Origin of the sequence: Cellulophaga omnivescoria (assembly GCF_027915275.1) — a bacterium.
GTDB lineage: Bacteria > Bacteroidota > Bacteroidia > Flavobacteriales > Flavobacteriaceae > Cellulophaga > Cellulophaga omnivescoria.
The window spans coordinates 622,046-643,153 of the sequence record NZ_CP115819.1 but is presented as its reverse complement, the minus strand read 5'-3'; the positions used below and the strand labels follow the sequence as shown (position 1 = coordinate 643,153).

Sequence of the window (21,108 nt, the reverse complement as noted above, 5' to 3'; positions counted from 1 at the left end):
TGTTGACTTACTTCTTTTTATCTGGGCTAATTTTTTCTTGTAAAGTTGGCTGTTTTTTAATTTTTCTTTTTCTTCTGGCTCCATATGTGCCATTTATAATTTTTCCTCGTTTAGATTTTTTATCGCCTTTTCCCATAGTGTTCTATAAATTCCCTTAAAAGGTACTAATTTTTAAGTAGAATGTCAAGTTAATTTTAAAAAGCATTTAAAAGAAGATATGCATTAAAATATCTTAGTTGCTTGTTAAATAATTGTAATATATATAAAATAGTGATAATATGATACGAAATACCTCCGTTTTGTAAAATTTTAATATTGTTAAAAACGCTTAAATGAAGTACCTTTGAAAACAGCCAATCAGGTAATAATTATGTTAAATTATTTTGGTTATCTATAATTAATTTAATAAAATTATTAGAACTCGTAAGTAAACACTAATAAATACATTAATAAATGAAGATTAACAAGGTTTTAGTAGCTAATAGGGGAGAAATTGCTATCCGTATATTTAGAGCTTGTGTAGAAATAGGCATTAAAACGGTAGGTGTATACACCTATGAAGATCGGTATTCGTTACACAGGTATAAAGCAGATGAATGTTACCAGATTGGTGAAGATCATGAACCTTTAAAACCATATTTAAATATTGATGCTATAATACAGGTAGCAAAGGATAATGGAGTAGATGCCATACACCCTGGTTACGGATTTTTATCTGAGAATGCTGAGTTTGCACAAAAGTGTGCAGATAATGACATAATTTTTGTTGGGCCTAAAGTTTCTGTTCTTAAATCTTTAGGAGATAAAATAACAGCAAAAGAAGTTGCTGTGGCTAATAATGTACCTGTAATACAAAGTAGTGATAAAGATTTAACTGAGGTTGGTATAGCTATAGAGGAGGCAAACCGTATTGGCTACCCAGTTATGCTAAAAGCTGCATCGGGTGGTGGTGGCCGCGGTATGCGTGTTATACGTACACAAGAAGAGTTAGAAAAAGCTTTTCCTGAAGCACGTAGAGAGTCTTTAAATGCTTTTGGTGATGATACTGTTTTTCTTGAGAAATTTGTAGAAAACCCAAAACATATAGAGGTACAAATAGTAGCAGATACACACGGCAATATGGTACACTTGTATGAGCGAGATTGTTCTGTGCAAAGACGTTACCAAAAAGTAATAGAGTTTGCTCCGTCTATTGGTTTGCCACAAGAAACCAGAGATAGTTTGTATAAGTACGCTATTGATATATGTAAAGCGGTAAATTATAATAACATAGGTACCGTAGAGTTCTTGGTAGATGAAGATGGTAGTATATACTTTATAGAAGTAAACCCAAGAATACAAGTAGAGCATACAGTAACCGAAATGATTACCAATATAGATTTGGTAAAGGCTCAGCTATTTATTGCAGGTGGTTACAAATTATCAGACCAGCAAATAAAAATACAAGATCAAGAATCTGTAAAAATTAATGGTTACGCACTGCAGTGTAGAATTACTACAGAAGACCCTGCAAACGACTTTAAGCCAGACTATGGTGTGGTTACTACGTACAGAAGTGCTTCTGGTTTTGGTATTAGATTAGATGCTGGTAGTATTTACCAAGGCGTACGTATTTCTCCGTTTTTTGACTCTATGCTTGTAAAAGTTTCTGCAATTAGTAGAACCTTAGATGGATCTTGCCGTAAAATGCGTAGGGCATTAGCGGAGTTCCGTATTAGAGGTGTAGAAAGCAATATGGCGTTTTTAGATAATATTTTAAAGCACCAAACCTTTAGAGATGGTAAGGTTACGGTTAATTTTATTAAAAATGAGCCTTCGTTATTTGAGTTTGTAGAACCAAGAAACCGAGCTAACAAACTTATAGAATACCTAGGGGAAACCATTGTTAACGGAAATCCTGATGTTAAAAAGAAAGATCCTAACCACGTTTTTTCTAAGCCCAAAGTACCATCTTTTGAAAAAATGAGTTCTTACCCAAAAGGAACTAAAGATTTGTTAACAGAACTAGGGCCTGAAGGTTTTGCTACCTGGTTAAAAAATGAGAAAAAAGTTCATTTTACAGATACCACAATGCGTGATGGTCACCAAAGTTTATTGGCAACCCGTATGCGTACTATAGATATGTTAAAAGTTGCAGAAGGCTACGCTAAAAACTTTCCAGAGATATTTAGTATGGAAGTTTGGGGTGGTGCTACATTTGATGTTTGTTTACGTTTTTTACAAGAAAACCCTTGGGAGCGTCTGGCGTTATTACGTAAATCTATGCCAAATGTATTATTACAAATGCTTTTACGTGGTTCTAATGGTGTAGGATATACAGCTTATCCAGATAATTTAATTGAAAAATTTGTTGAACAATCTTGGGAAACTGGGGTAGATGTGTTCCGTATTTTTGACTCTCTTAACTGGATGAAATCTATTGCACCAACTATAGAACATGTACGTAATAGAACCGGTGGTTTAGCAGAAGGATCGCTTTGTTACACAGGAGACATTTTAGATCCTAAAAAAACAAAGTATAATCTTAAATATTATATTCAATTAGCAAAGGATATAGAAAATGCTGGTGCGCATATTTTAGGAGTTAAGGATATGGCAGGCTTATTAAAACCAAATGCTGCATTTGAGTTAATATCAGCCTTAAAATCTGAAATTAATATACCAATACACTTACATACTCATGATACATCTTCTATACAGGCGGCAATGTATTTAAAAGCAATAGAAGCAGGTGTAGATGTTGTAGATGTAGCACTAGGCGGATTGTCTGGTTTAACATCACAGCCAAATTTTAACTCTCTTGTAGAGATGTTGCGTTTTCATGAACGAGAAAATAAGTTAGATACAGATAAGCTTGCAGAATACTCTAACTACTGGGAAACGGTTCGTAATTACTACTACACGTTTGAATCTGGATTAAAATCTGGAACAGGTGAAGTTTACAAACATGAAATACCAGGAGGGCAATATTCTAACTTAAAGGGTCAGGCTATAGCTTTAGGTTTAGAAGATAAGTTCCCAGAAGTTACAAAAATGTACGGAGAGGTAAACCAATTATTTGGAGATATAGTTAAAGTAACACCGAGTTCTAAAGTAGTGGGTGATATGGCTCAGTACATGATAAGTAATAATTTAACTGTAAAAGATGTGCTTGAAAGAGGAGATTCTATTTCTTTTCCGCAGTCTGTTATTAGTTTCTTTAAAGGAGATTTAGGTCAGCCCGTAGGTGGATTCCCAAAAGAACTACAAAAAATTATTTTAAAAGATCAAGAAGCCTATACAGAAAGACCAAATGCACATTTAGACCCTATAGATTTTGATAAAGAGTTTAAATCTTTTAAACGCAAGTTTAGAAAAGGTATGGGAAGGGATTTAGAAATTACAGATTTCTTATCCTATAAATTATATCCAAAGGTATTTACAGATGCTTACAATAACCACGTTAAATATGGTAATGTTATGAACATACCAACTAAAAATTTCTTTTATGGTATGGAAGTAGGAGAAGAAATTTTGGTAGAATTAGATCGTGGTAAAAACGTGTTAGTATCTTTAATGTTAAAAGGAGAGCCAGATGAAAACGGTTACGTTAGTATTTTCTTTAAAATTAATGGGCAATTACGTAATGTAATGGTTAAAGATAAAGCCGTAAAAGTAATTAAGGCTCAAAACGTAAAAATTGATAAAGATAATCCTAAAGAAATAGGAGCTCCTTTACAAGGGTTGCTGTCTAACGTTTTAGTTAAAAAAGGACAGGAGATTAAAAAGAACCAGCCTTTGTTTGTAATTGAGGCTATGAAAATGGAAACAACTGTAACTGCTACAGCCGAAGGCATTGTAGATAAAATACAATTAACAGGTGGTGCACTTGTAAATTCTGATGACTTAGTTCTTGTGCTTAAATAGTCGCAATTTAATAATCAATAAAAAAGAGCTATTCTTCTATAATAAAGAATAGCTCTTTTATTTTATGCACTTACAGCTTAAAATCTATATCCAATACTTAAACCAGCACGTACACCAGCCCAAGGACCATCTAAGTCTATTTCTGCGCCATTAGCGTCTACTTTATACTTAGTATCTACTAAAGGAATATCTGTGTCTTGTAAAGTTTCTAGTAAAGCATCTTGTTCGTTTTGAGATAAGACTCTAGAAGATACACCTTTTAAGTTTCCATTACTAGACCCAATATGCGGACCAGCAATCCACCAATCTAAAACAAGGTTGCTTCCTTGGTTAAACTGAGATCCAAATAACAAACAAAAAGTATTACCTTTAATAGTACCGCTAGTAGTTAAAGTTTCTGTACCTCCACCATCTGCATCAAAGCTAAAATTTACATTTTTAAAAGTGTATTTAGACGCTCTAAAAAACGGAGCTAAATAAAATCCTTTTCCGTATCCTTTTTTTCCTGTGTAAATACGTACTTCTGGTGTAAAACTAGAGTAGCTCATTTTACCGTCATTTACAATATTAGATAAATCATCATCTTCGTCTTCATCAACAAAAGAACTCCCAAACGGAATGCCGCCTTCTGGTATTGTTCCATAAGATAACGCCACAGAAAAAGTTTTGTTTAAAACTCTTTCATATTGAAATTGAAAGTTTCTAAAAACTAAACTTGTTAAACTCAGTTTTGCAATGTTTTTTTTGTCTTGATACTCTAAAATAGACTGTTCTTCATTGTTGGTTTGGTCAGTAGGTTCTAGTTCTTGTGCGTACGTAAAACACGTTACAGATAAAAACGTAGTTAGTAATAAGATTTGTTTTTTCATTGTTTGTTTTTAAATTGATTAAATAAAACTATTTATGTAGGAAATTACTACGGTTATATAACTTTATTTTTAAAAATTTTACTTTAAATTACTACTAATGTATTTTTTTATAAAAAAATAAAAGCCCTAGAATCATTATGACTCTAGGGCTTTTGCATATAAAGCTTGTAAGGTTATTTCTTATTTTGTTGATCCTTAATGGTTTCAGAATCAATATCAAACTTATTTGTGTCTATATCCGTATTACCTGTTGGGTTTGTAGGATTTGTTTGTTTTACTTTTCTTTTTAATCTCTTATCATCTATAATTCCCATATCATTTGTTTTTTATGTTCATCTACAATGTACAATTAATAATCAAAAAAAGTAGTTAATAGACTTGTAAGTCTTTGTTAATGAATGTTAAACGGGGGCTTTATTGCTTTTATATAAACTATGTAAACTATCTATTAAATTCTTTACTTTTTGTTAGTTTTGCAATCTTAAATTATAAAAATGATTACAGTAGATAATATTGCAGTAGAATTTAGCGGATCAACTTTATTTAGTGGTGTAAATTTTGTTATTAATGAAAATGATAAAATTGCATTAATGGGTAAAAACGGAGCTGGAAAATCTACAATGATGAAAATTGTTGCAGGCAAGCAAAAGGCAACAAAGGGTAAAGTTAGTTGCCCTAAAGATACTGTAATTGCTTATTTGCCACAGCATTTATTAACAGAAGATAACAGTACGGTAGTAGAAGAGGCTTCTAAGGCTTTTAGTCACGTTTTTGAAATGAGAGACCGTATGGCTTATTTAAATAAAGAGCTAGAGACAAGAACAGATTATGAGAGTGATGCCTATATGAAAATTATAGAAGAGGTGTCTGAACTTGGTGAGCAATATTATGCCTTAGAAGATGTAAATTATGATGCTGAGGTAGAAAAAGCATTAAAAGGATTAGGGTTTAAACCCGAAGACTTTACAAGACAAACAAGTGAGTTTAGTGGTGGTTGGCGTATGCGTATAGAACTGGCAAAAATACTACTGCAAAAGCCAGATTTAATTTTGTTAGATGAGCCAACAAACCACATAGATATAGAATCTGTAATTTGGTTAGAAGACTTTTTGATAAACAAAGCAAAAGCTGTAATGGTAATATCACATGACAGAGCTTTTATAGACAATATTACCAATAGAACTATAGAGGTTACTATGGGTAAAATTTACGATTACAAAGCAAATTATACTCATTACTTGCAATTAAGAGAAGACCGTAGAGCGCATCAAATAAAAGCATATGAAGAACAGCAAAAGTTTATAGAAGACAATATGCGTTTTATAGAGCGTTTTAAAGGAACATACTCTAAAACAAACCAAGTTTCATCAAGAGAACGTATGTTAGAAAAATTGGAGATTATAGAGATTGATGAAGTAGATAACTCTGCTTTAAAATTATCTTTTCCGTCTGCACAGCGTTCAGGAGATTACCCAGTTACTGTAGAAGACTTAACAAAAACATACGGAGATCATACAGTGTTTAAAAACGCTAATATGTCTATCTCTAGAGGAGAAAAAGTATCTTTTGTTGGTAGAAACGGGGAAGGTAAATCTACAATGATAAAATCTATTTTAGGCGAAATAGAGTATGAGGGCAAATGTAGTTTAGGGCATAATGTACAAGTAGGTTATTTTGCTCAAAACCAAGCGTCATTACTAGATCCAGATTTAACTGTTTTTCAAACTGTAGATGAGGTTGCTAAAGGAGATGTGCGTACTCAAATAAAAAATATTTTGGGTAGGTTTATGTTTAAAGGAGATGATGTAGATAAAAAAGTAAGTGTACTATCTGGAGGTGAAAAAACAAGGTTAGCAATGGTAAAATTATTGCTAGAACCGGTAAACCTCTTAATATTAGATGAACCTACAAATCACTTAGATTTAAAATCTAAAGATGTTTTAAAAGAAGCATTGTTAGATTTTGATGGTACATTAATACTTGTGTCTCACGATCGTGATTTTCTACAAGGCCTTGCAGAAAAAGTATTTGAATTTAAAGACCAACGTGTAATAGAACACTTTGAAACTATTGATGCTTTTTTAGAGCGAAATAAGATTAAAAACATAAAAGACATCGATTTAAAAAAGTAGCGATTGTATTTTATTTTTGATATAAGCCCAAACATTATATTTAATTATATTGTTTAGGGCTTTTTTTTATTGTATAAATTGAACAGTTGAACAATTTATAAGTTGAATAGTGTTTTTAGTTTTAAACAACTTGTTTGTAGTTGGTTATGTGTTTTGTTTAAACTTTCCTTAACAATGGCAGCTCTTTATTAATACTGACTTAATGCGTATTAATGTTTGTGTAACATTAATATAAAGTAGCCTCACTTTTAGCTTAACAGTAGCTATATAGTTTTGGGCAACTTAAAAACACACAATGAAAAAGAATTACTATTTAATTTTACTATTACTTACCGCATTTACGGTAACAGCACAAAACAAAGGAGGTATAACTGGTCAGGTTTTAGATGAAACAGGAACTCCTGTAATTGGAGCTAACGTGGTTATACAAAGTATATCAATAGGAGCAGTTACAGATGAAAACGGGACATACAAATTAGATGATTTGTCTTATAATACTTATACCATTACAGTATCTTACTTAGGGTACAAAAGCATAAAAAAATCAATAAATATTGCAGCTCCAAAAACAACTTTAAATTTTAATTTAAAAGAACCATCTTTTCAGTTAGATGGTTTAGTGGTTACAGCACAAAAAAGAGAGCAATTAAATAAAGATGTACCAATTGCAATAACTTCTTATGGGAGTGACTTTATAAATAACCAAGGTACGTTTGAGTATGATACTTTTTCAGATTATGTACCAGGTTTACAAATACAAATACAAAGTGTAAACAATCCTGGTATAGTTGTTAGGGGAATTACTAGTGATAGCGGAGACTCTAGAGTAGAGCCAAGAGTATCTGTTTTTCAAGACGGGGTTTCTATTAGTAAATCTCGCGGTTCTGTAGTAGAGTTGTTTGACATAGAGCGAGTAGAAGTTTTAAAAGGCCCACAAGGGACTCTTTTTGGTAGAGGAGCGCAGATTGGAGCAATGCATATTATTCAAAATAAAGCTAAAAATGAGACTTCTGCTTCTTTAAAAACAGGTATTGGTAATTACAATCAGTTTTTAGTAAACGGTTATGTAAACACACCTTTAGTAAAAGACAAGTTGTTTGCTCGTGTAGCTGCAATTTACAATAGAAGAGATGGTTATATAGAAAACCTTTCTGGAGGAGACCTAAATGGTAAAGAAACTTTGGCGCTTAGAGGCTCTTTAAAATATATAATTAGTGATAACACTACGTTTGATTTTATTGCAAATTGGCAACAAGATACACCTCCAGGAACTTCTTTTAAAAGTGGAACTTTTGCTCCTTTAGGAGGCGACTTAAACCCTAACTCTTTTGCGGATTTAGAGCGTGGTAAGGAACTAGGCTTAGACCGTACAGTATATGGTTTTACAGGAATTTTAAAGTCGTCGTTAAATGATAATTGGGATATAACTTCTACTACTGCTTATAGAAAATTTAATTCAGATGAGGCTTTTGATGCAGATGGTACTGCAGCACCAGTTTTATTTTTTAGAGAGGTTGCAGAAGGAGAACAATTTAGTCAAGAAGTACGTTTTAATTTTGATAATGATGATAAATTATCTGGTTTCTTTGGAGCTAATTTCTTTTATGAAAACGGGTCACAAGCAGTACCTTTTGAGGTTAATGAACAAAGTTACCTAGCACTTTTAGTAGCAACAGATGCTTTGGTTGTAAACGGTGTGCCAACTTTATTTCCTAATATTCCTAACGATCCAGGTAGTTTTGGGCCATTAGCAGGTGCTCCGTTATTACCTTTTAATAGTGAAAACTCTATTAATTATGGAGAAAATTATTCTGGTGATATTTTTGCAGATGCTTCTTATGATGTTACAGATAAACTAACATTTACATTAGGATTAAGAGCAACTTTAGAAAATAGTAATGCTGGTTTAGAGGTTATAAATGCAGAAAATCCAGGATTGTTAGGTAACTTTTTAGGAGCTTTCCCTAACAACTTATTTACGCCAACAAATGGTAGGGTTTCGGCAAGTGAAACTTTTACATCTGCAGTAGGTAGGTTTGCTGTTAATTATGATTTAAGTGATGCGGTAACTTTTTTTGGTAATGTTGCGCGCGGTAGAAGACCAAACGTAATTAATGTAACAGCAACTGATGTAAATGTATTGTCAGACGAAACGGTATGGTCTTACGAGCTAGGATTAAAATCATTAATGTTAGATAATAAACTACAGTTTGATGTAAATGGGTATTATTATGACTATAGTAATTTTCAAACTACAATTGCACGTTTAGATGAAACAGATGGGTTAGTAATACTTCCTAACGATAGTGGTAGTGCTACTGCTTTAGGTTTTGAGGCGGCTATGCAGTACCAATTTGCAAAAAGCAGTTCTTTTTTTGCTAATTATGGGTATATAGATGCATCTTTTGATGATGAAGATTCAGACGGTAACCCACAGCAATTGGCAGGAAATACGTTTAGGTTAACACCAGAACACTCTTTCTCAGCAGGATTTAATATCAACCCTACTTTAAGTGAAAAAGTAGCTGTATTTTTAAGACCAACATATACTTATAAGTCTAAAGTTTTCTTTGAGGAAACTAATTTACCAAACATATCTCAGGATGGTTATGGTTTATTAAACATTAGAACAGGTATAACCATACAAGATAAGTATGAAATTAGTTTATACGCAACCAATGTTTTAGACGAGGAGTTTATTATAGATGCTGGTAATACAGGTGGTGCTTTTGGTATTCCAACATTTATTGCAGGTCCTCCAGCATTTTACGGACTTCAATTGTCAGTAAATTTTTAAACTAAATAATTTAAAAACAATATAATGAAAAATAAAAACACATATATTCTTTCTTTATTTCTAGTATTTGCGTTTTTTGCGACCGCACAAAAAGGCGCAAAAATGCAAGAACTAAAAGAGTTAGAGAAAAATATACAAATAGAGGAGAGTAATGTAGTAGGTATAAAGGCAGATAATGAAGCACATATTATATGGTCAGACGATTATAAGTATAAAAAATCTCCTATTGCGTTTGTGTATTTACACGGCTTTGGTGCTAGTTCTGCAGAAGGTGAACCAGTAATGTCTCAGTTATCTGCTCACTTTAAAGCAAATACCTATATGGCCCGTTTAGAAGAACACGGAATTTACAGAGATAATACTTTTGAAAACTTAACACCAGAAAATTATATTGCTTCTGCAAAACAAGCAATTGCTTATGGCAAACTTATAGGAGATGAGGTTATAGTAATTAGTACATCTACAGGTGGTACATTAAGTTTGGCAATAGCAGCAGAAGATAAAGATATAAAAGCGTTGGTTTTGTATTCTCCGTTTATAGATTTGCTTAACCCAGCAATGAAAGCAGTAATACAACCAGGAGGTAAAGAGCAATTTATTAAGGCTTTAGGAGGTACAATGCAAGTGCAAGAACGTCCAGAATTAGAAGCAAAATATTGGTCTACCAACTACCACATAAATGGCTATATTTCATTAATTACTATGCTTACAAATACAATGACAACAGAAACTTTTTCAAAAGTCACTTGTCCTGTATTTTTAGGATACTATTATAAAAATGAAGAAGAGCAAGATAAAGTTGTTTCTGTGCCAGCAATGCAAGTAATGTTTAATGCTCTAGGAACACCAGAAGAAGATAAAACTAAAATGGCTTTTCCAAGAAGTGGAAATCACGTTATAGCAAGTGATATTAGATCCAAAGATTGGGAAGGTGTGTATTTAAATACAGTTGACTTTTTAAATAAAATTATAAAATGAAACTAAAAATAGCTATTTGTGGCCTTATTGGCCTTGGTTTTATGGCTTGTAAGCAGAGCGATAAAAAGAAAGAAAAAAAAGAAGATGCAGCTCCGGTTGAAGAAACAGTGGTAACTTATAATTTTGATTTAGAAGGTCACCGTGGTGCTAGAGGTTTAATGCCAGAGAATAGCATACCAGCTTTTACAAAAGCAATAGAATTGGGTGTAAATACTATTGAGCTAGATTTGGCTGTAACTAAGGATAAACAAGTTTTGGTTTCTCATGAGCCTTATTTTAACCCGCTTTTTTGTTTAGATTCTCTTGGGAAAACGATTGCTAAAAAAGATTCTATTGCATTAAATATTTATGAGCATACATATAAGCAAACTCAAAAATACGATTGTGGTAGTATGGGTAATGTTAAGTTTCCAGAGCAAGAAAAACAGTTTGTAACTAAACCTTTATTGTTAGATGTTATAGCTCTTGCAGATTCATTAACAGCAGGCAATGCTACGCCAATAAAATATAATATCGAAATTAAGAGTTTACCAGAGGGAGATGGTATTTATCATCCTAACCCAAAAGATTTTTCTGATTTAGTCATAGCGACTATTAAAGATAAAATTGCTGTTGAAAATGTGGTGCTACAAAGTTTTGATTTTAGAGTGTTGCAATATTTACATCAAAATTATCCAGAGTATACATTGGCTGCTTTAGTATATAAAAATGATGTAAAAACTAATTTAGATACATTAGGGTTTGTGCCACAAATTTATAGTCCGCTACATAGTATGTTATCTAAAGAGGTTATAGCAGAACTACACTCTAAAAATATGAAAGTTATTCCTTGGACAGTTAATAATGAAACTGATATGGAAAATTTACTTGCAATGGGAGTAGATGGTTTAATTACAGATTACCCTAACAAGGCTCTACAATACAGAAAATAATAACGCAAACAACCACAACCAAAAAAAGCTGTTTCACAATTGAAACAGCTTTTTTTATACTTATTAGAAATAAGTTTTTATCTTATTTTTTGTACAAACTCTTTAATGTTATCTACACCATTTTCTGTAAGATGTTTTATAAATGCGGAGCCAATAATAGCACCTTTTGCATCTTCTGTAGCTTGTGTAAACGTTTCGTTATTATTAATACCAAAACCAACAATTTGTGGGTTTTTAAGTTGCATACTAGCTATGCGTTTAAAATAAGCAGTTTGCTCATCTCCAAAGCCAGATTTAGAACCTGTTACACTAGCAGAACTTACCATATAAATAAAGGCATCAGAGGCTTCATCAATTTGTTTAATACGCTCGTTGCTAGTTTGTGGTGTAATTAAAAAGATGTTTTTTAAGTTGTACTTTTTAAAAATAGCTTCGTATTCATCCTGGTAAACAGCCAAAGGTAAATCTGGCATAATTAAACCGTCTATACCAATTTCTGAGCATTTTTTACAAAAGTCTTCTACACCGTATTGTAACATTGGGTTAAAATATCCCATAACAATTAAAGGAATAGAAACAGTTTTACGTATATCTTTTAACTGCTCAAAAAGTAAGTTGGTGGTCATACCATTTTTAAGCGCAATTGTAGAGCTATTTTGTATGGTTGGACCGTCTGCTAGTGGATCACTAAAAGGCAATCCAATTTCTATCATATCAAGACCATTAGCTTCTAAATCTTCAATAATTTTAACTGTATTGTTAAGCTCTGGGTAACCTGCTGTAAAGTACAATGAAAGAAGTTTTTTGTCTTCTTGCATTTTTTGATTAATTCTATTCATTATACAATTTTATAAGTTAAAATATTTAATGTAATTATCTAAATCTTTATCACCACGACCAGATAAACTTAGAACAACTACATCGTCTGGTTTAAAAGTTTTATGTTTAAAAATTGCTAAAGCGTGGCTACTTTCTATAGCAGGTATAATACCTTCTAATTTGGTTAGTTCTAAACCAGATTGCATAGCTTCGTCATCTGTAGCAGAGTAAAACTCACCTCTACCAGATTTGTAAAGGTGTGCGTGTAATGGTCCAACTCCAGGATAATCTAAGCCAGCAGAAATAGAGTAGGGCTCTGTAATTTGTCCGTCATTGGTTTGCATTAATAGTGTTTTACAACCGTGTATAACACCTTCTTTACCAAGCGCAGATGTAGCAGCGCTTTCGCCAGAATTTATTCCTTTACCTGCAGCTTCTACAGCAATAATACCAACTTCTTCTTCGTGCAAAAAGTGATAATATGTGCCAGCAGCATTACTACCACCACCAATACAAGCTACTACATAATCAGGATTTTCTCGTCCTTCTTTTTCTTTTAGTTGCCATTTTATTTCTTCAGATATTACAGATTGGAATCTGGTAACCATATCTGGGTAGGGATGTGGCCCAATTGCAGAACCAATAATATAATGTGTGTCTACAGGGTTGTTAATCCAGTCACGAATAGCTTCATTAGTAGCATCTTTTAATGTTTTACTGCCAGACAGTGCAGGTCTTACCTCTGCACCTAACATTTTCATACGTGCTACGTTTGGTGCTTGGCGGGCAATATCAATCTCACCCATATACACTACACAGTCCATACCCATTAATGCACAAACAGTAGCCGTAGCAACACCGTGTTGGCCAGCGCCGGTCTCAGCAATAATTCGTTTTTTACCTAGTTTTTTTGCCATTAAAATTTGGCCAATAGTATTGTTAACTTTATGAGCGCCAGTATGGTTTAGGTCTTCTCTTTTTAAATAGACTTTTGTATTGTACTTCTCAGACAATCTTTTTGCAAAGTACAAGGGAGACGGCCTACCTACGTAATCTTTTAAAAGCTGATCAAACTCCGCCTTAAAGTCGGGCTCTGCCATCACTTTAAGGTAATTTTGGCGTAGATTTTCTACGTTAGGATATAACATTTCTGGAATATAGGCACCGCCAAATGTTCCGTAATATCCTTTTTCTGTTACATTATAATTCATCTGAATTAGTATTAAGTTTTAAGTACTTTATTTAGATACTCAATGCTGTTTTAAATTCGTTTAATTTTTCAATATTCTTTACTCCTGGTTCTATTTCAAAACTACTATTTACATCTAAAGCAATGCAATATTTTGCAGCCGTAGTTTTTAAAAATTCTTTAATTTTATGTACATCATCTACACCAATGCCGCCACTTAAAAAGTAAGGCTTAGTAGACGGATAGTTTTCTAAAACAGACCAATTAAAAGTGTAGCCGTTACCGCCAGGTAGTTTGCCTTTGGTATCAAATAAAAAATAGTCGCATACTTTTTCAAAAGGAGTAATAACGCTAAAGTTAAAACTGTCTTTAATAGAAAAAACTTTTATTATTTGTGGTTGTTTACCTTTTAATCCTAAATTAGAATTTCGTAACCCTTTACAAAACTCGGGAGATTCTTTGCCGTGTAGTTGTACAACATCTAGACTGTATTGGTTAATTTTTTCTACCACATAATCTAAATCTGCATCAACAAAAACGCCAACTTTTTTAATGTTTTTTGAAATATTACCCATTTTTCCATTAAAAAACCGAGAAGAAGGTTCCCAAAAGATAAAACCTAGATAATCTGGTTGCAATGCTGCAACAGCCTCCATATTTTCTAGGTACTTCATACCACAAACTTTTAGTTTCATTAGGCTAAAGATTTAATAAAATTGGTGGCACTATCGCCAGGGTTATCAGTCTTCATAAAATTTTCACCTATTAAAAAACCCTTGTAGCCGTACGGTTGCAATTCTTTAATAGCCTCTATATTGCTAATACCACTTTCAGATACTTTTACAAAATCATTAGGTATTAAGTCAGATAAAGATTTACTTGTGTCTAAACTTACCGTAAAAGTTTTTAAATTACGGTTGTTTACGCCTAGCATATCTAAACTAGGCATAATAGATTTGTGTAATTCTTCATCATTATGAACTTCTAATAAAACATCTAAGTTTAAACTTTTAGCAAACTCAGAAAATCGTTTTATTTCTTCTCTAGTAAGTATAGCTGCTATTAACAAAATAACATCTGCTCCATAAGCTTTAGCTTCTAGTATTTGGTATTCATCTATAATAAACTCTTTACGTAATAGCGGCATTTGCACGGTTGCTCTAGTGGTTAACAAATCGTCTAAAGAACCACCAAAATATTTGCCATCTGTTAAAACAGACATACCGCATACACCAGCATTTTGGTAACCAGTAGCAACATCTTGCACAGATAAGCTATTGTTTATTACTGCTTTTGATGGCGATCTTCTTTTGTGTTCTGCAATAATACCAGAATTACTATTTTTTAATGCAACAGCTAAAGAGTTACAAGGTCTATTAAATAAAACTGAAGCCTCTAATTGAGATACAGGAATAAGAGTTTTTCTTAAAGCAACTTCTTTACGTTTGTCTAGTACTATTTTTTCTAATATATCCATTTATGCACTTAGCTTTTGTAATTTTTTTAATGCTTCTAAACCTTTACCACTGCGCAAAGATTCTTGCGCCATTAAAAAGCCTTCTTTAGGGGTGATATTTTGTACTGTAGCAATTGCAATACCTGCATTGGCACAAACAACATTGTTCTGCGGATCTGTACCTTTACCACTTAAAATATCTACAAATGTTTTTGCAGAAGCCTCTACGGTATCACCACCAACAATGTCTGACTGTTTAATTTGCTGTACTCCAAAATCCTCTGGTTTAAGCATATTTTCTGATAAGCGTGATATAGTTTTTGTATTACCAGTTAAACTAATTTCATCATAACCATCTAATGCGTGTAAAACAGTAAAGTTTTTATCTGTGTTTTGATAAAGATAACCGTACATTCTTGCCAGTTCTAAATTAAAAACACCTACCATTTGGTTTTTTGGAAAAGCAGGGTTTACCATTGGGCCTAACATATTAAAGAATGTTTTTACTGCCAACTCTTTACGTATTGGTGCAACATTTTTCATAGCAGGGTGAAAAAGTGGTGCGTGTAATACGCATATACCAGCCTCATCAATAGTTTTTTCTAAAAAACCAACATCATTGCTAAATTTTATACCTAAAGACTCCATAACATTACTACTTCCGCATTTGCTAGATACACCGTAATTACCGTGTTTTGTTACTTTAATACCAGCACCAGCGGTAACAAAAGAGGCAAGCGTAGAAATATTAAATGTATCTTTGCCGTCACCACCCGTGCCACATAAATCTATTGGATTGTAGGCAGATAAATCTACAGCTAAACAAAGGTCTAGTAATGCATCTCTAAAACCTTCTAACTCTTCAATAGTAACGCTACGCATCATATAAACGGTTAAAAATGCTGCAATTTGACTTGTGTTATAATCACCTTTTGCAATATTAACCAAAACATTTTTTGCGTCTTCTTTAGAAAGAATTTCGTGATTAATTAATCTATTTAATATTGTTTTCATTTTTATATTTTTAGTTGAATAAGTAAATTTTTACAAATAGTTTGTTTTACTTATTTACCCAATTTTTCAGCATTTGTTTTCCTTTTGGTGTTAGTACAGACTCTGGATGAAATTGTACAGCGTTAACATCATACACCTTATGGCGTAAAGACATTATTTGTCCGTTTTCATCTACAGAAGTAGCTTCTAAAACATCTGGTAGGTCTGAGTTTACAACCCACGAGTGGTATCGGCCAACTTTTAGCTCGTTACCTAAGCCTGCAAATAAAACATCTTCTTTAATAACTGTAATAGTGGTAGCAATACCGTGGTAAACTTGCTCTAGGTTAACTAATGAACCTCCAAAAACCTCGCCAATAGCTTGCTGACCTAAACAAACTCCTAAAATTGTTTTGGTAGGAGCGTATGTAGCAATAATTTGTTTTAGTAAACCAGCTTCATCTGGAATACCAGGACCTGGAGAAAGTACTATTTTTTCAAAAGCATCTACTTCTTCAAGTGTAAGTTGGTCGTTTCTTTTTACAGTAACATCACAATCTAAATCTTCTAGGTAGTGCACTAAATTGTATGTAAAACTGTCGTAATTATCTATAACTAATATCTTTTTCATCTTCTTAAATATTCTCAGCTATTTCTAAAGCTTTGGTTAGTGCTCCTAATTTATTGTATGTTTCTTGTAGTTCGTCTTTTGGGTTAGATGCGGCAACTAAACCAGCGCCAGCTTGGTAATGTAATTGGTGATTTTTACTTAAAAAAGTTCTAATCATTATAGCGTGATTAAAATTCCCGTTAAAATCCATAAAGCCAATTGCACCACCATAGTAACCACGACTAGTTTTTTCGTATTTTTCTATAAGTTGCATAGCCATATGCTTAGGCGCACCGCTTAAAGTACCAGCAGGAAAAGTGTCTGCAACAACCTTCATTGTAGGTATGTTGTCTTTTTTAATGCCTGTAACTTTAGAGACCAAATGTATTACGTGAGAGAAAAACTGTACCTCTCTATAATTTTCTACGGTAACTGTGTTTCCGTTTCTACTTAAATCATTTCTGGCCAAATCTACCAGCATAACGTGTTCGCTATTTTCCTTATCGTCTTCTGTTAATTCTTTGGCAATAATAGCATCTTTTTCATCATTACCGGTACGTTTAAAAGTACCTGCAATTGGGTGAATTTCTGCTTTACCATCTTTTACAATAATTTGTGCCTCTGGCGAGCTACCAAATATTTTAAAATCGCCATAATCAAAATAAAAAAGGTAAGGAGATGGGTTTACAGAACGTAAAGCTCGGTAAACGTTAAATTCATCACCTTTAAATTCTTGAGAAAATCTTCTAGATAAAACTAGTTGAAAAACATCTCCGCGCTGACAGTGTTTTTTTGCTAAATCTACGTGCTCTAAAAAATCTTCATCTGTTAAGTTAGAAGTTGCTTCTCCTTTTTTAGAGAAATTATAGGTAGCAAAGTTTCTTACGTTTAATAGTTGTTCTATTTCTGAGATATTACTTTCTGTGTTAAAGGTATGTGCAAATATGTAGGCTTCATTTTTAAAATGATTAATAGCAATTACATTTTTGTAAACTGCATAATACATATCTGGTATGGTAACCGAGTTATCTTTTTTAGCAATATTTACATCTTCAAAATAACGAACAGAGTCATAAGCCATATAGCCAAAAAGGCCGTTATTTATAAATTTAAAGTTATTATTGTTAGAGCTAAACTTTGTGCTAAAATTGTGTAAAACAGTAGCTACGTCTACAGTGTTGTCTATAGTTGTAGTATTGCTAGTCCCATCTGGATAGTTTTCAAAAATGGTTTCGTTTTCTATTTTTATAGATGCTATTGGGTTACAGCAGATATAAGAAAAACTATTATTATTTGCGTGGTAATCGCTACTTTCTAATAAAATACTATTAGGAAACCTGTCTCTAATTTTTAAGTACATACTAACAGGAGTAATGGTGTCTGCCAGTATTTTTTTGTAGTGCGATGTTAGATTGTATTTCATTTTAACTTTAAATTTTTAAATAAAAAAAAGGCTTGTCGTGATAGACAAGCCTTTTATGTATATTGTTACAATGGTGCTTTGCTCACGACGTTTGACGTAAGTTGTTCCACCACCATATGTTAGTTGTTATTTTCATTAGGTCAAATATATAAAGGAATTTTATAATACCCAACAAGAGTTGCATAAAAAATAAAAAACCTCACAAAAGTGAGGTTTAAAACATTTATTGGTTTTGTAAGTTTTAGAACTGCAAATCTACAACAAGGTCAAAATCGTCATAAATAGCCTTGTCTCCTAAGTTTTCTATAAAGCTACCAGACTTGTATTTAATGTCAAAATCGGTTCTGTCTATTTTTAAACTAGCAGTTGCTTTACTACCATAAACAGATATTGTAAAGTCTACCGGTTTAGTAATACCTTTAATAGTTAGTTTTCCTTTGGCAGTATAAGCATTTTTACCTGTTGCTTTATTTACTGTAAAAACCAATTTAGAAGTTGTATTTTTTTCAGTGCTAAAGAAATCATCAGACTTTAAGTGACCTTCTAATTTTTCTTTCATACCAGCTTCTAAGTCAGTAACAGTTAGTGTTGTCATATCTACAACAAATTCACCAGCAGAAAGTTTATCGTTTTTAAATACTAATGAACCGTCTTTAAATTGTAATGTACCTTCGTGAGAACCAGTTACTTTATATCCTTTCCAGGTAATATTACTAGCCTCAGTGTTAATCTTTTTTTCTTGAGCAGTTATTGATGCTACAGAAAATACTAATGCTAAAATGCTAATTGATAATTTTTTCATAATTGTTGTTTTTATTTGTGTTAATTGTCTGTGTTAAATTTATCTAATACTTTGTTTAAAGTTTGTAAATCTTCATCGTTTATGTTTTTTAGAAGGCTTTTTTCCATACTAAGCATTGCATTACTCATTTTAATGAGTTCTTCTTCGCCTTTTTTAGTAATGTAAATTTCTATTTTTCTTCTATTTTCTTTGCAAACAGTACGTTTTACAAAATCTTTTAAAATTAATTTGTCTACTAACCTCGTGGTGTTACTCATTTTAGACACCATTCTGTCATTTAAAGTACTAAGGTTTGCAGGTTTGCCATTTTGTCCTTTTAATATGCGCAATACATTAAATTGTTGTGCAGATACATCAAAAGGTTTTAGGGCTTCAGCTGTTTTTTCAGTTATACTTTGGTGTATTAACAATAGATGAATAATAGTCCTACCTTTTAAAGGTATAGGCTTATTTGTTTTTAAAATTCTTTCTACATCCATGTTGTTACAACAATTGTATATACAAATGTATGTAATTTTATTTTAATTACTTTTGAAAAAAAATATTTAAGATGGATTTAACACAGGAAGAATGGAGCGCAAAATTAGCTGAGGATGCTAACGCTTTTATATTAGATGTAAGAACAGAAGATGAAGTAGCTGAAGGTATAATACCAAATGCTGTAAATGTAGATATTTATAAGGGACAAGGTTTTATAGATGAACTAGAAAAATTAGACAAATCTAAGACGTATTACGTGTATTGTAGATCTGGTAACCGTAGTGGCCAAGCTTGTGCAATTATGAATAGCCTTGGTTTTGAAAACGCTTACAATTTAGAAGGTGGCTTTATGAACTGGGAAGGAGAAGTAACTGATAAATAAGTGTATGTATTTTCTTTTGTTTACATTAGTAAACAAAAACCTTAGTTATAGTTATGCGAGAAGACCTTTTACATTTTATATGGAAATATAAAAAATTACAACTAAAAGGTTTACAAACCACAAAAGGAGACGCAATTAATGTAGTCTCTGTTGGTACGCATAACTATAATGAGGGCCCAGATTTTTTTAATGCACAGTTAAAAATAGGAAACCAACTTTGGGCAGGTAATGTAGAAATTCACATAAATGCATCGGACTGGTATGCACATAACCACGAAAAAGATAAAAATTACGAAAATGTAATTTTACATATTGTTTGGCAAGATGACGCAACGGTTTTTAGGCCAGACAATTCTGAAATTCCAACACTAGTTTTAAAAGATTTTATTTCTAGCGCAGTATTAAAAAACTACCAGAAGTTGTTTTCTAGTGAGAGTAAAAAGTTTATAAACTGTGAAAAAGATATTGCGTTTGTGGATTCTTTTTTGTTTCATAATTGGTTAGATAGACTCTATTTTGAAAGATTAGAGCAAAAATCTGTAATTATAACCCAGCTTTTAAAAGAATCTAACAACAATTGGGAACATGTGCTTTTTGTGTTGCTTATGAAGAGTTTTGGGTCTACTATAAATGGAGATTTTTTTTTTCAAATAGCTAAGAATATTGATTTTAGTATTTTTAAAAAGGTATGTGTAAAGCCAATACAAGCCGAAAGTCTTTTATTTGGTATGGCTGGGTTGCTTAATATAGATGATGTTTTAGATACTTATTATAGACAGTTAAAAAAAGAATACGCTTTTTTACAAAATAAATATAGCTTTACAACCAATGATGAGGTTTCAGTAGCTTTCTTTAAATTAAGACCAAATAATTTTCCTACTATAAGATTGGCTCAACTATGTGCATTGTATGCAAAACACCAAGCTCTGTTTTCTAAATTAGTCCTGGCTAAAAGCGTAGAAGAAATATACAATTTATGTGAAATAGTGGCTAGCGATTATTGGGATAACCACTATAACTTTGGTAAGGAATCTAAACAAAGCAAAAAAAGGCTTACCAAACCATTTATAAATTTATTAATAATAAATACAATTTTACCTCTTAAATTTTCCTATTCTAAATACATAGGAAAAGATAATAACGAAATTATTTTAGAAATCATAACCAACTTATCTTATGAAAAAAATACCATTGTAGATAAGTTTAAGTCCCAAAAAGTAAGTATTAAAAATGCAAAAGATAGTCAGTCTATATTGCAATTATACAAACATTATTGTGTAAAAAATAAATGTTTACAATGTGCAGTTGGTAATAATTTATTAAGCAGAAATAGTTAATTT

General features: G+C 32.2%; 19 protein-coding genes. 7 read left to right on the top strand and 12 right to left on the bottom strand.

Going from position 1 to position 21,108, the window contains the following annotated elements; all coding sequences use genetic code 11:
- Window positions 1-7: 7 nt before the first annotated feature.
- Window positions 8-136, bottom strand: a complete 129-nt coding sequence (locus tag PBN93_RS02805; protein WP_075695785.1) for a 30S ribosomal protein THX — start codon at window positions 134-136, stop codon at window positions 8-10.
- 317 nt (window positions 137-453) lie between these two features.
- Between PBN93_RS02805 and PBN93_RS02800 the strand changes: the two genes are divergently transcribed.
- On the top strand, window positions 454-3,906 hold the full coding sequence (locus tag PBN93_RS02800; protein ID WP_077400495.1) for a pyruvate carboxylase: 3,453 nt from the start codon (window positions 454-456) through the stop codon (window positions 3,904-3,906).
- A 77-nt stretch (window positions 3,907-3,983) separates the two neighbouring features.
- Here PBN93_RS02800 and PBN93_RS02795 read toward each other — a convergent pair whose 3' ends face one another.
- On the bottom strand, window positions 3,984-4,775 hold the full coding sequence (locus tag PBN93_RS02795) for a DUF3575 domain-containing protein (RefSeq protein WP_271081385.1): 792 nt from the start codon (window positions 4,773-4,775) through the stop codon (window positions 3,984-3,986).
- A 173-nt stretch (window positions 4,776-4,948) separates the two neighbouring features.
- Window positions 4,949-5,089, bottom strand: coding sequence for a hypothetical protein (locus tag PBN93_RS02790; protein ID WP_171974465.1), 141 nt, complete (start codon window positions 5,087-5,089; stop codon window positions 4,949-4,951).
- 180 nt (window positions 5,090-5,269) lie between these two features.
- Here PBN93_RS02790 and PBN93_RS02785 point away from each other — a divergent pair, with 180 nt between their 5' ends.
- The 4 genes from PBN93_RS02785 to PBN93_RS02770 all read left to right on the top strand — a co-directional run bounded on the left by PBN93_RS02785 (window position 5,270) and on the right by PBN93_RS02770 (window position 11,614).
- Window positions 5,270-6,907 carry an ABC-F family ATP-binding cassette domain-containing protein gene (locus PBN93_RS02785; protein ID WP_271081384.1) on the top strand — a complete coding sequence of 546 codons (1,638 nt, stop codon included), beginning with the start codon at window positions 5,270-5,272 and terminating at the stop codon, window positions 6,905-6,907.
- A 295-nt stretch (window positions 6,908-7,202) separates the two neighbouring features.
- A complete protein-coding gene (locus tag PBN93_RS02780) occupies window positions 7,203-9,704 on the top strand; it encodes a TonB-dependent receptor (RefSeq protein WP_271081383.1) in 2,502 nt (833 codons plus the stop codon).
- Between the two features lie 24 nt (window positions 9,705-9,728).
- Window positions 9,729-10,682, top strand: coding sequence for an alpha/beta hydrolase (locus tag PBN93_RS02775; RefSeq protein WP_077400507.1), 954 nt, complete (start codon window positions 9,729-9,731; stop codon window positions 10,680-10,682).
- Window positions 10,679-11,614, top strand: a complete 936-nt coding sequence (locus PBN93_RS02770) for a glycerophosphodiester phosphodiesterase family protein (protein WP_271081382.1) — start codon at window positions 10,679-10,681, stop codon at window positions 11,612-11,614. The genes PBN93_RS02775 and PBN93_RS02770 overlap by 4 nt, the downstream gene beginning before the upstream one ends.
- A gap of 77 nt (window positions 11,615-11,691) precedes the next feature.
- Here PBN93_RS02770 and trpA read toward each other — a convergent pair whose 3' ends face one another.
- The 9 genes from trpA to PBN93_RS02725 form a co-directional block, all read right to left on the bottom strand.
- On the bottom strand, window positions 11,692-12,453 hold the full coding sequence (gene trpA / locus PBN93_RS02765; RefSeq protein WP_271081381.1) for a tryptophan synthase subunit alpha: 762 nt from the start codon (window positions 12,451-12,453) through the stop codon (window positions 11,692-11,694).
- A gap of 9 nt (window positions 12,454-12,462) precedes the next feature.
- Entirely contained in the window at window positions 12,463-13,644 is a 1,182-nt protein-coding gene (gene trpB / locus PBN93_RS02760) for a tryptophan synthase subunit beta (protein WP_271081380.1), read from the bottom strand.
- A gap of 31 nt (window positions 13,645-13,675) precedes the next feature.
- Window positions 13,676-14,317, bottom strand: a complete 642-nt coding sequence (locus PBN93_RS02755; protein ID WP_077400519.1) for a phosphoribosylanthranilate isomerase — start codon at window positions 14,315-14,317, stop codon at window positions 13,676-13,678.
- On the bottom strand, window positions 14,317-15,099 hold the full coding sequence (gene trpC, locus PBN93_RS02750) for an indole-3-glycerol phosphate synthase TrpC (protein ID WP_271081379.1): 783 nt from the start codon (window positions 15,097-15,099) through the stop codon (window positions 14,317-14,319). The genes PBN93_RS02755 and trpC overlap by 1 nt, the downstream gene beginning before the upstream one ends.
- Window positions 15,100-16,092 (bottom strand): anthranilate phosphoribosyltransferase, encoded by a 993-nt coding sequence (trpD, locus tag PBN93_RS02745; RefSeq protein WP_271081378.1) that lies wholly within the window; start codon window positions 16,090-16,092, stop codon window positions 15,100-15,102.
- A gap of 46 nt (window positions 16,093-16,138) precedes the next feature.
- The gene (locus tag PBN93_RS02740; protein ID WP_077400528.1) at window positions 16,139-16,702 is read right to left on the bottom strand and encodes an anthranilate synthase component II; all 564 of its coding nucleotides are present in this window, start codon (window positions 16,700-16,702) and stop codon (window positions 16,139-16,141) included.
- Window positions 16,703-16,706: 4 nt separating this feature from the next.
- Window positions 16,707-18,104: an anthranilate synthase component I family protein gene (locus PBN93_RS02735; RefSeq protein WP_077400531.1), complete on the bottom strand. Its 1,398-nt coding sequence runs from the start codon at window positions 18,102-18,104 to the stop codon at window positions 16,707-16,709.
- Between the two features lie 241 nt (window positions 18,105-18,345).
- The gene (locus tag PBN93_RS02730) at window positions 18,346-18,906 is read right to left on the bottom strand and encodes a YceI family protein (RefSeq protein ID WP_077400534.1); all 561 of its coding nucleotides are present in this window, start codon (window positions 18,904-18,906) and stop codon (window positions 18,346-18,348) included.
- A gap of 20 nt (window positions 18,907-18,926) precedes the next feature.
- The gene (locus PBN93_RS02725; RefSeq protein WP_077400537.1) at window positions 18,927-19,385 is read right to left on the bottom strand and encodes a MarR family winged helix-turn-helix transcriptional regulator; all 459 of its coding nucleotides are present in this window, start codon (window positions 19,383-19,385) and stop codon (window positions 18,927-18,929) included.
- 71 nt (window positions 19,386-19,456) lie between these two features.
- Between PBN93_RS02725 and PBN93_RS02720 the strand changes: the two genes are divergently transcribed.
- Window positions 19,457-19,768, top strand: coding sequence for a rhodanese-like domain-containing protein (locus PBN93_RS02720; RefSeq protein WP_077400540.1), 312 nt, complete (start codon window positions 19,457-19,459; stop codon window positions 19,766-19,768).
- Window positions 19,769-19,821: 53 nt separating this feature from the next.
- Entirely contained in the window at window positions 19,822-21,105 is a 1,284-nt protein-coding gene (locus PBN93_RS02715) for a DUF2851 family protein (RefSeq protein ID WP_271081377.1), read from the top strand.
- The last annotated feature ends 3 nt before the right edge of the window (window positions 21,106-21,108 follow it).

What these genes read in the sequence shown, in the direction of transcription:
- PBN93_RS02785 (WP_271081384.1), top strand. Translation starts at nt 5,270, where the DNA reads ATGATTACAGTAGATAATATTGCAGTAGAATTTAGCGGATCAACTTTA.
- PBN93_RS02795 (WP_271081385.1), bottom strand. Translation starts at nt 4,775, where the DNA reads ATGAAAAAACAAATCTTATTACTAACTACGTTTTTATCTGTAACGTGT.
- PBN93_RS02755 (WP_077400519.1), bottom strand. Translation starts at nt 14,317, where the DNA reads ATGAAACTAAAAGTTTGTGGTATGAAGTACCTAGAAAATATGGAGGCT.
- trpC (WP_271081379.1), bottom strand. Translation starts at nt 15,099, where the DNA reads ATGGATATATTAGAAAAAATAGTACTAGACAAACGTAAAGAAGTTGCT.
- PBN93_RS02775 (WP_077400507.1), top strand. Translation starts at nt 9,729, where the DNA reads ATGAAAAATAAAAACACATATATTCTTTCTTTATTTCTAGTATTTGCG.
- trpB (WP_271081380.1), bottom strand. Translation starts at nt 13,644, where the DNA reads ATGAATTATAATGTAACAGAAAAAGGATATTACGGAACATTTGGCGGT.
- PBN93_RS02800 (WP_077400495.1), top strand. Translation starts at nt 454, where the DNA reads ATGAAGATTAACAAGGTTTTAGTAGCTAATAGGGGAGAAATTGCTATC.
- PBN93_RS02780 (WP_271081383.1), top strand. Translation starts at nt 7,203, where the DNA reads ATGAAAAAGAATTACTATTTAATTTTACTATTACTTACCGCATTTACG.
- PBN93_RS02715 (WP_271081377.1), top strand. Translation starts at nt 19,822, where the DNA reads ATGCGAGAAGACCTTTTACATTTTATATGGAAATATAAAAAATTACAA.
- PBN93_RS02805 (WP_075695785.1), bottom strand. Translation starts at nt 136, where the DNA reads ATGGGAAAAGGCGATAAAAAATCTAAACGAGGAAAAATTATAAATGGC.
- PBN93_RS02740 (WP_077400528.1), bottom strand. Translation starts at nt 16,702, where the DNA reads ATGAAAAAGATATTAGTTATAGATAATTACGACAGTTTTACATACAAT.
- PBN93_RS02790 (WP_171974465.1), bottom strand. Translation starts at nt 5,089, where the DNA reads ATGGGAATTATAGATGATAAGAGATTAAAAAGAAAAGTAAAACAAACA.
- PBN93_RS02735 (WP_077400531.1), bottom strand. Translation starts at nt 18,104, where the DNA reads ATGAAATACAATCTAACATCGCACTACAAAAAAATACTGGCAGACACC.
- trpD (WP_271081378.1), bottom strand. Translation starts at nt 16,092, where the DNA reads ATGAAAACAATATTAAATAGATTAATTAATCACGAAATTCTTTCTAAA.
- PBN93_RS02770 (WP_271081382.1), top strand. Translation starts at nt 10,679, where the DNA reads ATGAAACTAAAAATAGCTATTTGTGGCCTTATTGGCCTTGGTTTTATG.
- PBN93_RS02720 (WP_077400540.1), top strand. Translation starts at nt 19,457, where the DNA reads ATGGATTTAACACAGGAAGAATGGAGCGCAAAATTAGCTGAGGATGCT.
- PBN93_RS02725 (WP_077400537.1), bottom strand. Translation starts at nt 19,385, where the DNA reads ATGGATGTAGAAAGAATTTTAAAAACAAATAAGCCTATACCTTTAAAA.
- PBN93_RS02730 (WP_077400534.1), bottom strand. Translation starts at nt 18,906, where the DNA reads ATGAAAAAATTATCAATTAGCATTTTAGCATTAGTATTTTCTGTAGCA.
- trpA (WP_271081381.1), bottom strand. Translation starts at nt 12,453, where the DNA reads ATGAATAGAATTAATCAAAAAATGCAAGAAGACAAAAAACTTCTTTCA.